Origin of the sequence: Pseudonocardia yuanmonensis (assembly GCF_039542425.1) — a bacterium.
Lineage (GTDB): Bacteria > Actinomycetota > Actinomycetes > Mycobacteriales > Pseudonocardiaceae > Pseudonocardia > Pseudonocardia yuanmonensis.
This window is the reverse complement of the sequence record NZ_BAABIC010000002.1, coordinates 359970-373597: the sequence shown is the minus strand read 5'-3', so window position 1 is coordinate 373597 and position 13628 is coordinate 359970. Positions and strand designations below refer to the sequence as shown.

Here is a 13628-nt window from a genome sequence, read left to right as displayed (position 1 = left end):
AGGTTGACCGGCATGGCGAGGACACCGAAGCCGGCGAAGCGCTTCCCCCGGGCGTTGTACGAGGCGGAGCTGCTGCGCCTGCAGGGACAGCTCGTGCAGCTGCAGGAGTGGGTCAAGGCCTCCGGCGCCCGGATCGTGGTGATCTTCGAGGGGCGCGACGCGGCGGGCAAGGGCAGCGCGATCAAGCGCGTCGTCGAGCACCTCAACCCCCGGGTCGCGCGGATCGTGGCCCTGCCCGCGCCCACCGAGCGCGAGCGCACGCAGTGGTACTTCCAGCGCTACGTGGAGCACCTGCCCGCCGCCGGGGAGATCGTGCTGCTCGACCGCTCCTGGTACAACCGCGCCGGCGTCGAGCGGGTCATGGGCTTCTGCACCCGCCAGGAGTACACGCGGTTCCTGCGGCAGTGCCCGATCTTCGAGGAGCTGCTGGTCGAGGACGGGATCGTGCTGCGCAAGTACTGGTTCTCGGTCAGTCCGCAGGAGCAGGAGAAGCGGTTCCGCGAGCGCGTCGAGAACCCGCTCAAGCAGTGGAAGCTCTCCCCCATGGACCTGGAGTCGATCTCCCGGTGGGACGACTACTCGCAGGCCAAGGACGACATGCTCGTGCACACCGACACCGAGACCGCGCCGTGGACGATCGTCGAGTCCGAGGACAAGCGGAAGGCCAGGCTCAACATGATCGCCCACCTGCTGGACAGCATCCCGTGGGAGCCGGTGCTGCGCGCCCCGCTGGCGATCCCCGCGCGCCCCCGCGGCCGCGGCTACGTCCGCCCGCCCCGCGAGCTCGACCGCGAGGTCCCCGACCACGCCGCCACGCTGCTGGCCGAGAAGGACCGCGCCTGAGGCTCGCGACCGGCCGGGTCCCGGCCCCGCCGCGGTCGGCGGGGCCGGGGCCGTCCGCGACGGTCAGACGACGACGGTGTCGATCGACTCGTGGTGCTTCTCGAACTTCACGTACTCGTCCTCCATGATCGCCCGCGGGTTGAACATCGGGTCGGCCAGGATGCCGTGGACGCGCCGGCGCTGCATGCCCATGTTGCCGCCGTCGTAGATGGGCAGGACGGACGCCTCCCGCAGGATCTTGCCGAACCCGCTGGCCCGCTCCAGGCTGTTCACCCCGACGATCTGCATGCACTTGTACACGCAGTCGAACATCAGCTCGGTGACCTGGATCTTGTTCATCGCCCCGACCAGCTCGGCGTGCTGGTCGTGCTTGTCGAGGTAGTCCGCCGCGCGCCAGGAGAAGTAGCGGCCCATCTCGATCTTCCCGGCGACGTCGCCGAGGACGTAGCCGACGTTCTGGAAGCCGATGATCGGCTTGATGGCGCCGGCGGTGTTGTTCCGGGCGAAGTCCAGCGCCATCTCGTAGGCGGCGCGGGCCATGCCGACCGCCGCGATGGCCGCGATCGGGCCGGACCACGCGAAGTTGCGGTTGATGACGAGGTCGCCGTTGCCCTCGGCGCCCGGCAGCAGGTTGGCGACCGGGATGCGGGCGTCGGAGAAGACGACCTCGGCGTTGGAGGCGAGGCGGTGCCCCGTCTTGTCGATGTGCCGGTAGGTCACCCCGGGGGTGTCACGCTCGAGGACCAGCGCGGAGAGCCCCTCCGTGCCGCCCTTCTCCGGGTCGGTGCGGACGATGAGCGTCCCGGCGTTCACCCCCCGCTCGTCCCAGCCCGCCGACGACGGCCAGTACTTGCGGCCGTTGACCACGAAGTGGTCGCCGTCGCGGACCGCCGTCACGCCGACCCCGGCGGGGCGCGGCAGCGGGATGTCGAAGTTCGCGGTGCCGGACGGGTTGCCCGGCGGCTCGCTCGCGCTCCAGCCGCCCAGGTACTCGCTCGTCGGGTCCGAGGTCGCGGCCCGCAGGAACTTCTCCTTCTGCGCCTCGGAGCCGTACCAGGCGATCGGCATCAGGCCGAGGCCGTTGCACAGGACGGTGCAGGCGAAGCCGGGGTCGACGACGCAGAGCTCCTCCGCCGCGACGGTCAGGTCGACACACGACACACCGCCCCCGCCGTACTGCTTGGGCAGCATGCACATCGCGATCCCGGCCTTGTACGCCTCGACGTAGGCCGGCTTCGTCATCTGGAAGCCCTTCAGCGGGTCCGGCTCCGCGTCGGCGGCGGCGACGATCGGCTTGAGCACGTTCTCGGCGAACGCGCGCACCTCGTGCTGCAACTTCTTCTGCTCGTCGGACATCGTGAAGTTGATGGTCATCGGAACTCCGAATGGCGCGGCAGTGTCCACTGGTGGTGCTGTCCCGCTCCGCGGGCGGAGCGGGCGGGAGACGCTACGCCGTGGGAGCGCCGGCCCCTAGGTTCGAAAGCCCCTTCGCCTCCTCAGAGGTAGCCCTCCGGCCCGAACGCCGGGGGGAGCTGCCCGGGCACGATGCGGCGCCCGCTTATGCCCTGCGGGATCAGGCGCATCCAGTGCCCGTGCTCCCCAGGGGCCCACGGCTCCACCCCGCTCGCGCGGGTGCGTTCGACGAGCTCGGCGCGGTGCTCCGTGGTGACCGCCTCGGCCAGTCCGCGCACCAGCACGCTCCACCCGGACCGCGTCCGCCGGTCGATCCGGTCCACCTCGAAGGTCACGTTGGCGTGGTCGGCCGCGCCGAGCTTGGTCCCCACGTCCGTGCGGATCACGATCGTCTCCCCGTCGAGCGCGTAGTTCACGGGGAAGATCAACGGGTAGTGCTCGGCGTTGACACCCAGCCGCCCGATCTCCTCCTCCGCGAGGAGGCGGTAGCACTCGTCGGGGTCCAGCACCTGCAGCTCCCGGCCTTCCTCGGCTCCGGACATCGCTACCTCCTGTCGGCGACGGTTCGGTCCCGGGATCCTCGCACCAGGACGCTCCGGGTGCCGCGGGCGATCTCCAGGTCCTCCCGGGCGGGCACGACGAGCGTCCGGACGGCGGCGCCGGGCGCGGTGATCTCGCCGTCGCTGGTGTCGTTGCGGGCGGGGTCGACGGCCACCCCGAGGAAGGACAACCGCTCGGCGGTCCGCGCCCGGACCACCGGGGCGTGCTCGCCGACCCCACCGGTGAACGCCAGCGCCTCCAGCCCGCCGGCCGCGGCGGCCATCGCGGCGATCCCCGCCGCCAGCCGGTGCACGTAGACGTCGAGGGCGAGGGCGGCGTCGGGCTCGTCCCGGGCGGCGGCCGCCACGACCTCCCGCATGTCCGCCGTGCCGGCCAGCGCCGCCAGCCCCGAGCGCTTCTCCAGGGTCTCGGCGACCTCGTGCGGGCTGAGGTGCTCGTGCTCCTCCAGCCACAGCACCAGACCGGGGTCGACGGTGCCGGAGCGGGTCGCCATGACCAGCCCCTCCAGCGGCGTGAAGCCCATCGTGGTGTCCACGCTGCGCCCGTCGAGCACCGCGGCCAGCGACGCGCCCGCCCCCAGGTGCGCGGTGACGATCCGCCGGGCCCCGGTCAGCTCGGCGACGCGGGCCGAGCACCAGGCGTGGGACAGGCCGTGGAAGCCGTAGCGGCGGATCGCGTACCGCTCGCGCCACTGCCTCGGCACGGCGTAGGTCGCCGCCGCCCCCGGGAGCGTGGTGTGGAAGGCGGTGTCGAAGCAGGCGACGGCGGGGACCTCGGGCAGCAGCGCGGTCACCGCGTCCAGCCCGGCGAGGGACTTCGGCTGGTGCAGGGGCGCCAGCGCGGTCAGGTCCTCGAGCTCCTCGCGGACGCCGGAGTCGATCACCACCGGGTCGGTGAACCGGGTGCCGCCGTGCACCACCCGGTGGCCGACGGCGTCCGGCCCGGGCCAGCCGCGCAGTACGCCGTCCAGCTCCGCGCCGGGCTCGACGTCCGCGCTCGCCTCCACCTGGTCGTCCGGCCCCAGGAGGCGGAGCTTGAGACTCGACGAGCCCGCGTTGACCACCAGCACCCTCATTCCCACCGCCAGTTCGCGATCTGCGGGTCGTCCTCGCCGTGCTCGCGCGTGTAGGCGCGGGCGGCGAGGCGGCGGTCGGCCATCCGCTGGCGCAGGGTCGCGGCCCGGCTGCCCAGCGAGGGCACCCGGTCGATCACGTCCATGACCAGGTGGAAGCGGTCCAGGTCGTTGAGCATCACCATGTCGAAGGGCGTCGTGGTGGTGCCCTCCTCGATGTACCCGCGCACGTGCAGGTTGTGGTGCCCCCGGCGGGAGTAGGTCAGTCGGTGGATCAGCCACGGGTAGCCGTGGAAGGCGAAGATCACCGGCCGGTCAGGCGTGAACAGGGCGTCGAACTCGGGGTCGGACAGGCCGTGCGGGTGCTCGCGGTCGGGCTGCAGCCGCATCAGGTCCACGACGTTGACGACGCGGACCTTCAGCTCGGGCAGGTGCTCGCGCAGCAGCGCCGCCGCCGCGAGCGTCTCCAGGGTCGGGATGTCGCCGCAGCAGGCCAGCACGACGTCCGGTTCCTCGGCGCCGTCGGAGCAGTGCGTCGACGCCCAGTCCCAGATGCCGAGTCCGCGGGTGCAGTGCGCGATCGCCTCGTCCATCGACAGGTAGGTCAGCTGCGGCTGCTTGCCCGCGACGATCACGTTGACGTAGTGCCGGCTGCGCAGGCAGTGGTCGGCCACCGACAGCAGGGTGTTGGTGTCCGGCGGCAGGTAGACCCGGGTGATCTCGGCCTTCTTGTTGACGACGTGGTCGAGGAAGCCGGGGTCCTGGTGGGAGAAGCCGTTGTGGTCCTGCCACCAGACGTGGCTGGACAGCAGGTAGTTCAACGACGCCAGCGGCGCCCGCCACGGGATCGCACGGGTGGTCTTGAGCCACTTGGCGTGCTGGTTGAGCATCGAGTCGACGATGTGGATGAACGCCTCGTAGCTGGTGAACAGCCCGTGCCGGCCGGTCAGCAGGTAGCCCTCCAGCCAGCCCTGGCACAGGTGCTCGGACAGCACCTCCATGACCCGCCCGTCCGGGGCCAGGTGCTCGTCGCCCGGTTCGACGGACGCGTCCCAGGCCCGGTCGGTCTCCTCGAAGACCGCCTGCAGCCGGTTCGACGCCACCTCGTCCGGCCCGAAGAGCCGGAAGCGGTCGGGGTTGCGGCGCATCACCTCCCGCAGGAACTCCCCCAGCACCCGGGTCGCCTCGCTCATCTCCACCGCCGGCTTGTCGACGGGCACGGCGTGGGCGCGGAAGTCCGGCATGGCGAGCGCGCGCAGCACCAGCCCGCCGTTGGTGTGCGGGTTGGCGCTCATCCGCCGCTCCCCCGCCGGGGCGAGGGCGCGGATCTCCGGCACGACCCGGCCGGTCCCGTCGAACAGCTCCTCGGGCCGGTAGCTGCGCATCCACTCCTCGAGCAGGGCGCGGTGCCGCTTGTCCGTGCGGGTGCCGGCGAGCGGGACCTGGTGGGCGCGGAAGGTGCCCTCGACCGGCTTCCCGTCGACCTCCCGCGGCCCGGTCCAGCCCTTCGGCGTGCGCAGCACGATCATCGGCCACGCCGGGCGGCCGGCGGGCGGGTCCGCCTTGATCGCCGCGATGTCGTCGAGCGCCGCGTCGAGGGTCGCGGCGAGCTCCTCGTGCACCGCGGTGTGGTCCGTGTCGAGCCCGGCGGTGACGAACCGGGGCGTGTGGCCGTAGCCCCGCATCAGTGCGGCGAGCTCCTCCTCGGGGATCCGGGCCAGCACCGTCGGATTGGCGATCTTGTAGCCGTTGAGGTGCAGGACCGGCAGGACCACGCCGTCGCGGCGCGGGTCGAGGAACTTGTTCGAGTGCCAGCTCGTGGCGAGCGGGCCGGTCTCGGCCTCGCCGTCGCCCACCACGCACAACGCCAGCAGGTCCGGATTGTCGAAGACCGCGCCGTAGGCGTGGACCAGGGCGTACCCCAGCTCGCCGCCCTCGTGGATCGAGCCGGGCGTCTCCGGGGCGACGTGGCTGGGCACCCCGCCGGGGAAGGAGAACTGGCGGAACAACGCCCGCAGCCCCTCGACGTCCTCGCCGATGCCCGAGTAGATCTCGCTGTAGGTCCCGTCGAGGTAGGCGTTGGCCACCAGCCCCGGCCCGCCGTGCCCGGGCCCGGTGACGTAGAGCGCGTTCAGGTCCCGCTCCCTGATCACCCGGTTCATGTGGGCGTAGAGCAGGTTCAGCCCGGGTGTGGTGCCCCAGTGACCCAGCAGCCGCGGCTTGACGTGCTCGGCGGCCAGCGGCTCGCGCAGCAGCGGGTTGTCCAGCAGGTAGATCTGCCCCACCGACAGGTAGTTCGCCGCGCGCCACCAGGCGTCGAGCACCCTCGGATCGGACGGGTCGGAGGACACGGGCGGCTCCCGGGGGTCGGCTCCGGAGGTGTCCCCGGAGCGGCACTGGATCGACACCGATCGTGCCGGATCCGCCGGTGTCCGGCAGGGGATCGGCGGCCCCCCGCGACCCGGCCGTCCTGCCGACGGACCGGGTCCTTCGGCCCTACCGGCAGGGACCAAGTGATCGTTCGGAGTGGATCAGGCCCCGCTACCGTCGGCGGGACCGACGACGAGGAGTCCCGTGACCATCACCGTGTTCCTGCTGGACGACCACGAGATCGTCCGCCGGGGGATCGCCCAGCTGCTCGAGACCGAGGACGACATCACGGTCGTGGGTGAGGCGGCGACGGCCGCGCAGGCGCTGGCCCGCATCCCGGCGGCGCGGCCGGACGTCGCGATCCTCGACGTCCGCCTGCCCGATGGCGAGGGCGTGTCCGTGTGCCGGGAGGTCCGGTCGACGATGGACCCGCCGCCGGCCTGTCTGATGCTCACCTCCTACTCGGACGACGAGGCCCTGTTCGGCGCGATCATGGCCGGCGCCTCGGGCTACCTGCTCAAGCAGGTCGCCGGCACGGACCTCGTCGGCGCGGTGCGCACCGTCGCCTCCGGCGGTTCCCTGCTCGACCCCAGGGCGACCGCCCTGGTCCTCGACCGGCTGCGGCACGGCAAGGAGGAGGACGACCCCCGCTACACGACGCTGTCGCCGCAGGAGCGGCGCATCCTGGACCTGATCGCCGACGGCCTGACCAACCGACAGATCGGCGTGGAGCTCTACCTGGCCGAGAAGACGGTCAAGAACTACGTCTCCTCGCTGCTGCACAAGCTCGGCTTCTCGCGACGGACGGAGGCCGCCGTCTACGCGACCGAGCGGCGGCGCGCGGCGCACTGAGCGAGGTCACCCGGCGCTCGCAGATCGGCCGTCGTACTCCTCGGGGAGCGGGGCGCACCAGGTCAGCCGGGTACCGCCACCCGGGCGGCGGCGGACCTCGAGCGAGCCGCCCAGTTCCTCGGCGCGGTCCGCGAGGTTGCGCAGCCCGCTGCGGGCGACGTCGTCCGGCAGTCCGGTGCCGTCGTCGACGACCTGCAGCACCAGATCGGCGGCGGCCTCCAGGGTGACCGTGACCGAACGCCCGCCCGAGTGCCGCACGGCGTTGCTCGTGGCCTCCCGCACCGCCGCCAGCACGTGCGGCACCAGGTCGACCGGCACCAGGGTGTCGACCGGACCCGACGTGCGGACCGACGAGGCCATGCCCGAGTCCGCCACGACGTCCTCGACCGTGTCCAGCAGCCGGCGCCGGAGGCCGGCGTCGCCCTGGTCCGCGGTGTGCAGGTCGAAGATGGAGGTCCGGATCTCGCGGACGGTCTCGTCGAGCTCGCCGACGGCCTGCTGGATCCGCTCCTGCACGTCCGGGTGCGCCGCCCGGCGGGCGGTGCTCTGCAGCTTCAGCCCCGTGGCGTAGAGCCGTTGGATGACGTGGTCGTGCAGGTCCCGGGCGATCCGGTCCCGATCCGCGTACACGTCGAGCTGCCGCTGCGCCCGCGACTTCTCCGCGAGGTCCAACGCCAGCGCCGCCTGCTCGGCGAAGGAGGTCAGCAGCGGTACCGCCGACGGCAGGTAGGGCTCGGCGTCGACCGCACGCAGGGCCATCAGCACTCCGGTCACCCGCTCGCCGAAGCGCATCGGCGCGGCCACCGACGGCCCGAAGCCCTTCGGCACTCCGGTGCCGAGGCCGTCGAGGAACGCCGCCGGAGACTCCGCCAGCACGGGATTGCGGCTCTCGGCCACCTCCTCGAGCTCGGCGCCCGGGTGGAAGGTGCCGGCGGGAATCCCCAGGGCGGCGCCCGCGCCGCTCGCGAAACGGAAACAGCCGTCGTCGTCCGGGCCGAGCAGCACCACCGCCGCGACCGACCCGGTCAGCTCCAGGGTGCGGGTCGCCACCAGCCGCAGGACGTCCGCGTCCGGTGCGCCGGCCAGCACCTCGCCCCGCACCTCGCCCAGCGCCTCGAGCCACATCTGCCGGACCCGGCCCTGCTCGAACAGGTCGGCGTTCTGCACCGCGATGCCGGCCGCGGCGGCCAGGGCCTGCAGGACGACCTCGTCATCGGCGGTGAACTCGCCGCCGCCGATCCTCTCCGTCAGGTAGAGGTTGCCGTAGACCGAGTCCCGGACCCGGACCGGAACACCGAGGAAGCTGTGCATCGGCGGATGGTTCGCCGGGAAGCCGACGGACGACGGGTGCGCGGTCAGGTCGGCGAGCCGCAGCGGCTCGGGATCGAGGATCAGCTGGCCGAGCAGGCCCTTCCCGGTGGGCGGAGGGCCCAGCGTCTCGCGCTCCCCCGGGTGCAGGCCGACGTCGATGAACCGCGAGATGGACCCGTCCGGCGCCAGCACGCCGAGTGCGCCGTACCGGGCGTCGACCAGGTCCACGGCGGCCTGCACGATCCGGCGCAGGGTCGTCTCCAGCTCGAGCCCGGCCGCGACGGCGAGCACGGCGTCGAGCAGGCTCTGCATCCGGTCCCGGGCGGCGACGATCTGCCCGAGGCGCTCCTGCACCTCGCCGAGCAGCTCGTCGAGCCGCAGCCCGGCGAGCACGCCCGAGACCACCGGGCCCGTCCGCGCGTCCGGCTCCTCGGGGATCACCCTCGCCTGGTCCACGTCCGGAACGGTGCCATGCCGACCGCGGACCGGCACCCGTGCGGTGGTCCCGTCCGGCGAGGCCGAACACCCTCACCACCAGGGACCTTCGTCGCTGGTCCCACCGGCCGACCCTGCCGGAGTCTCGTCCCGGACAGGAGGGACGGCGGACCGTGGTGATGATCGAGACGAGTGGCGGACTGGGACTGGGCGGGCCCGAGCTGCAGGACGTCCTGCACGCGGCGGCCCTCGCGCCCTCGTTGCACAACTCCCAGCCCTGGCGCTTCCGCGTCACGGCCGACGGCATCGAGCTGCACGCCGACCCGGAACGCCGGCCGCGCGTGGCCGACCCGTCCGGCCGGGAGATGCGCCTCGCCTGCGGGGCCGCCCTGTTCAACCTGCGGCTCGCCCTCACCGGGCACGGGGTCAGGCCCCTCGTCACGGTGCTGCCGAACCCCCTCGAGCCCGACCTGGTCGCCGTCGTGCGGCGCGGGGGCGGCCGCCCGCCGACCCCGGCCGAGCGCCGGCTGCTGGCGGCGATGCCGCACCGCCACACCAACCGGCGTCCCTTCACCGCGGACCCGGTCGCGAACCCGGCCCGGCACGCCCTGCGCCGCGCCGCGCTCGACGAGGGCGCCTGGCTCGACCTCGTCACCGACCCCGCCACGCGGGCGGCGCTCAGCCACCTCGCCCGGCGCGCGCACGAGCGCCAGATCGCCGATCCCGGCTTCGTCGCCGAGCTGGAGCGGTGGACCGCCCGCGAGCGCGGGCACGCCGACGGGGTCCCGCTGTCGGCGGCCGGCCCGGTGCCCTGGCCCAACGCGGCCTGGGTCATGCGCGACTTCAGCGCCGGCTCGGGTCCGGACCACGGCTACGAGGCGGACCCGCTGATCGCGGTCCTGAGCGTCCACGGCGACGGGCTGCACGAGGAGATCCGGGCCGGCCAGGCGATGCAACGCGTCCTGCTGACCGCCACCGCCCACGGGCTCGCCACCTCCTTCCTCTCCCAGCTCGTGGAGGTGCCGGACGTGCGCGAGCACATGCGACGGCTGATCAGCGGCGCCCGCCCGCCGCAGGTCGTCCTGCGCATCGGGCACGGCTGGCCGGTGCCCGGCACCCCCCGCCGGCCGCTGTCCGAGCTGCTGGTCGACGCCGACGACCCGACCCGGGAGGACCCGTCATGACCGCCCCCACGACCGCACCGCACCCCGGCCCGGGACCGACGGCCGAACGCAACGGGGTGACGGTCGCCGTCGACGGCACGGACGCGGGTCTGCGGGCCGTCCGCTGGGCGGTCGCGGAGGCCGCCGCCCGGGGCGGTCCCCTCACCCTCGTCCACGCCGCCCCGTACGCGGCGGGCTCCGCCGGTTCGCTGCGCGCGCACGCCTCCCGGATCCTCGCCCGCGCCTACACGGTCGCGCACCGCCTCGCACCGGACGTTCCGGCCCACACCGTCCTGCTCGACCAGAACCCCCTCGCCGCGCTGGTGGAGACCTCGCAGCAGACTGGCCGGCTCGGTGGCCTGCTCGTCGTCGGGCTCGCCGGCACCGGCCACGTGGGCGACGCGCTGGTCGGCTCGCTCGCGCTGGACCTCGTGGCCGGGGCACACGGGCCCGTCGTGGTGGTGCCGCGCGGAGGCACCACCGACGGCCCCGTCGTCGCCGCGGTCGGCGATCCCGCCGCGGACCTGGGCGTGCTCACCGTGGCCCACCGGGCCGCGGCCCGGCGCGGGGTGCGCCTGGAGGTCGTCCACGCCGCCCACAACGCCTCCGAGGGCGCGGACACCCGGGACGCGATCGAACGGGTCCTGCGGACCCTCGCCCTGGCCGAGCCCGGCGTGGTCACCTCGGTCGAGGTGCTGCGGCAACGGCCGTACGAGGCCGTGGTCGAGCACTCGGGATCGGCGGGCCTGCTCGTCGTCGGGCCCGGCCGCGGGCACCGGCGCCTGCTCGGTTCGACCACGCGGACGGCGATCCGGTTGGCCGGCTGCCCGGTGCTGGTCGCCGTCCCCGCTCCCGAGACGGCCGACGGGCCGCGGTGACGTCGTCACCCTGGCCCGGCGCCGCCGTCCGCGAAACCCACGTCGGCGTCGTCGTCCTCGTGGGCGACCGCGCCTACAAGGTGAAGAAGCCGGTGCGGACGGCCTTCTGCGACTTCTCGACCCCGGAGCGGCGACACGCGGCGATCACTCGGGAGCTGGAGCTGAACCGTCGTCTCGCGCCGGACGTCTACCTCGGCGCGGCCGAGCTCACCGGCGCGGGCTGCGCGGAGCCGGTCCTCGTCATGCGCCGGATGCCCGACGGGCGGCGGCTCTCGGCCCTGCTCGCCGGGGGCGCGGACGTCTCCGACGAGCTCCGGCAGGTCGCCCGGGCCGTGGCCGCCTTCCACGCCGGCGCACGCCGGTCGGTCGTCGTCGCCGCCGAGGGCGGCCGGGACGCACTGCGGGAGCGGTGGCGGCGCAACCTGGACGAGCTGGAGCCGTACCGCGACGCGCCGCTGCCCGGCCGCTCGCTCGACACGGTCCGCCGGCTCGCACTGCGCTTCCTCGACGGGCGCGGCCCGCTGTTCGCCCGCCGCGCCGACCGCGTCGTCGACGGGCACGGTGACCTGATCGCCGACGACGTCTTCTGCCTCGACGACGGGCCCCGGATCCTCGACTGCCTCGACTTCGACGACCGCCTCCGGTACGTCGACGGCCTCGACGACGCCGCCTTCCTCGCGATGGATCTCGAACGCCTGGGGGCGGGCGCCGCGGCGGAGCGGTTCCTCGCCGACTACGCCGAGTTCGCCGGCGACCCGGCACCGGCCACCCTCGCCCACCACTACGTCGCCTACCGGGCCGGGGTGCGGGCCAAGGTCGCCTGCCTGCGGTGGGCGCAGAACGACGATCCCCGCGCGGCCGACGACGCCCGCACCCACCTCGCCCTGGCCGCGACGCACCTGCGGCGCGGCGCTCCCCGGCTCGCGCTGGTCGGAGGCCTGCCCGGCACCGGCAAGTCCACCGTGGCCGGCGAGCTGGCCGACCGGACCGGCGCCGTGCTGCTGTCCAGCGACCGGCTGCGCAAGGAGCGCGCGGGACTCGACCCCACGACGTCCGCGGCGGCCGAGTTCGGCGCGGGGCTCTACGACCCCGCCCACACCGCCGACGTCTACGCCGACCTGCTGCACCGCGCGGCCGGCCTGCTGGGGCTCGGCGAGTCCGTCGTCCTCGACGCCTCGTGGACCGCCGCGGGTCCGCGCGCGCGGGCCGCCGACGTCGCCCGCGCGGCCGACGTCGAACTGGTCGCCCTGTCGTGTGCCGCACCCGCGGCCGTGGCGGCCGAGCGGATCCGCACCCGCCGCGGCTCGGCCTCCGACGCCACCGTCGCCGTCGCACGACGGATGGCGACCGTGGCGGACCGCTGGCCCGACGCGGTGGTCGTCCGCACCGACGCCCCGCTCGCCCACAGCGTGGCGCAGGCCGCCCGTGTGTGGGACGAGGCGGCCGGGTGAGCACGGCCGGCACGCAGGACCCGTCGGGGCGGGACCCAAGTCCCCCACGGCGACGACCAGCGACACCTGGGGCCGGCACCCACGCTCTGGCTGGATGGGACGAGACGCACCGGACACCGTCGGAGGACCGAACACCATGACCACGACCCGAGTCGACCTCGGCACCGTGCGGGCCGCGCTCGCACTGGCCGCCCGGGCCCCCTCCGTGCACAACTCCCAGCCGTGGCGCTGGCGGGTCGGCGACGATCGCGTGGACCTCTACGCCGACCTCACCCGGTGGCTCCCCCTCACCGACACCGACGGGCGCGATCTCGTGCTGAGCTGCGGCGCCGCGCTGCACCACCTGCAGGTCGCGCTCCGCGCTCTGGAGGTGCCGGCCACCGTGGTCCGGTTGCCGGACCCCGAGCGGCCCGACCTGCTCGCGACCGTCCGCCTCGGCGTGGCGGACACCGGCAGCAGCCCGGCCGACGAGAGGTCCGAGGTGGACGCGGCCTCGGCCGTCACCGGGCGCCGCACCGACCGCCGCCGCTACACCGACTGGCCCGTCCCGGCCGAGCACCTCGCCGACCTGGCCGCCCGCGCCGCCGAACGGGGGGCGTTGCTCCGCGTGGTGCCGGAGGGCCGGGCCCTGCGCACCCTGGCGCTGGCCGTGCGGGCCGCCGCGGCCGAGCACGCGGCGGTCCCCGGCTACGACACCGAACTCGCGCTGTGGTCCGGCCTGCAGAGCTCGGAGGACGGTGTGCCCGTGAGCGCCGTGCCGGTTCCCGGTGACACCGAGGGCGGCGTGCCGCCGCGCCACTTCGCGGCCGGCGAGATGGCCGAGGGCGGCGCACCGGCCGACGGGGCCACCCTGCTGGTCCTCGGCACCTCCTCGGACGACCGGCTCTCCCAGCTGCGGGCCGGCGAGGCCATGAGCGCGGTCCTGTTGCGGGCCACGTCGTTCGGGTTGGCCACCTGTCCGCTGTCCGAGCCCCTCGAGCTCGCGGGCACCCGCGCGCTCGTCCGCGACCAGGTCCTCGACGGCACGCTGTCCCCGCAGGTCGTGCTGCGCGTCGGATGGGCCCCGCCCGGCGAGGCCGTGCCGGAGTCGCCCCGGCGCCCGCTGTCCGACCAGGTGGAGGGCCTCGAGGAGTCCTGACCGGGACGACGCCTCGACCACCTCACCGTCCCCACGCCCGACGGACCCCCACACCACCGACACCAGCCGACACCAGCCGACACCACCGACACCACCGACACCACCGACACCACCGACACCACCGACACCACCGACACCACC

The 13628-nt window shown here is 74.3% G+C and carries 11 protein-coding genes; 6 read left to right on the top strand and 5 right to left on the bottom strand.

Annotation, left to right across the window (positions count from 1 at the left end):
* The first annotated feature begins 12 nt into the window (after positions 1–12).
* Complete coding sequence (gene ppk2 / locus ABD990_RS04200; protein WP_345378437.1) at positions 13–843, top strand: polyphosphate kinase 2; 831 nt, start codon at positions 13–15, stop codon at positions 841–843.
* A gap of 63 nt (positions 844–906) precedes the next feature.
* Here ppk2 and ABD990_RS04195 read toward each other — a convergent pair whose 3' ends face one another.
* From ABD990_RS04195 to ABD990_RS04180, 4 genes are all read right to left on the bottom strand, one after another.
* Complete coding sequence (locus ABD990_RS04195; protein ID WP_345378436.1) at positions 907–2217, bottom strand: acyl-CoA dehydrogenase family protein; 1311 nt, start codon at positions 2215–2217, stop codon at positions 907–909.
* A gap of 122 nt (positions 2218–2339) precedes the next feature.
* Complete coding sequence (locus tag ABD990_RS04190; RefSeq protein ID WP_345378435.1) at positions 2340–2798, bottom strand: pyridoxamine 5'-phosphate oxidase family protein; 459 nt, start codon at positions 2796–2798, stop codon at positions 2340–2342.
* 2 nt (positions 2799–2800) lie between these two features.
* Positions 2801–3892 (bottom strand): acetate/propionate family kinase, encoded by a 1092-nt coding sequence (locus ABD990_RS04185; RefSeq protein WP_345378433.1) that lies wholly within the window; start codon positions 3890–3892, stop codon positions 2801–2803.
* Positions 3889–6240, bottom strand: a complete 2352-nt coding sequence (locus ABD990_RS04180) for a phosphoketolase family protein (protein WP_345378432.1) — start codon at positions 6238–6240, stop codon at positions 3889–3891. The genes ABD990_RS04185 and ABD990_RS04180 overlap by 4 nt, the downstream gene beginning before the upstream one ends.
* Before the next feature lie 223 nt (positions 6241–6463).
* Between ABD990_RS04180 and ABD990_RS04175 the strand changes: the two genes are divergently transcribed.
* Positions 6464–7111: a response regulator gene (locus ABD990_RS04175; RefSeq protein WP_345378431.1), complete on the top strand. Its 648-nt coding sequence runs from the start codon at positions 6464–6466 to the stop codon at positions 7109–7111.
* A 6-nt stretch (positions 7112–7117) separates the two neighbouring features.
* Here ABD990_RS04175 and ABD990_RS04170 read toward each other — a convergent pair whose 3' ends face one another.
* Positions 7118–8878 carry a sensor histidine kinase gene (locus ABD990_RS04170; RefSeq protein ID WP_345378430.1) on the bottom strand — a complete coding sequence of 587 codons (1761 nt, stop codon included), beginning with the start codon at positions 8876–8878 and terminating at the stop codon, positions 7118–7120.
* A 158-nt stretch (positions 8879–9036) separates the two neighbouring features.
* Between ABD990_RS04170 and ABD990_RS04165 the strand changes: the two genes are divergently transcribed.
* The 4 genes from ABD990_RS04165 to ABD990_RS04150 all read left to right on the top strand — a co-directional run bounded on the left by ABD990_RS04165 (position 9037) and on the right by ABD990_RS04150 (position 13487).
* A complete protein-coding gene (locus ABD990_RS04165; RefSeq protein ID WP_345378428.1) occupies positions 9037–10041 on the top strand; it encodes an Acg family FMN-binding oxidoreductase in 1005 nt (334 codons plus the stop codon).
* Positions 10038–10898 (top strand): universal stress protein, encoded by an 861-nt coding sequence (locus tag ABD990_RS04160; RefSeq protein ID WP_345378427.1) that lies wholly within the window; start codon positions 10038–10040, stop codon positions 10896–10898. Before ABD990_RS04165 ends, ABD990_RS04160 begins: the two co-directional genes overlap by 4 nt.
* A complete protein-coding gene (locus ABD990_RS04155) occupies positions 10895–12349 on the top strand; it encodes a bifunctional aminoglycoside phosphotransferase/ATP-binding protein (protein WP_345378426.1) in 1455 nt (484 codons plus the stop codon). Before ABD990_RS04160 ends, ABD990_RS04155 begins: the two co-directional genes overlap by 4 nt.
* A 136-nt stretch (positions 12350–12485) precedes the next feature.
* The gene (locus tag ABD990_RS04150; protein ID WP_345378425.1) at positions 12486–13487 is read left to right on the top strand and encodes an Acg family FMN-binding oxidoreductase; all 1002 of its coding nucleotides are present in this window, start codon (positions 12486–12488) and stop codon (positions 13485–13487) included.
* The last annotated feature ends 141 nt before the right edge of the window (positions 13488–13628 follow it).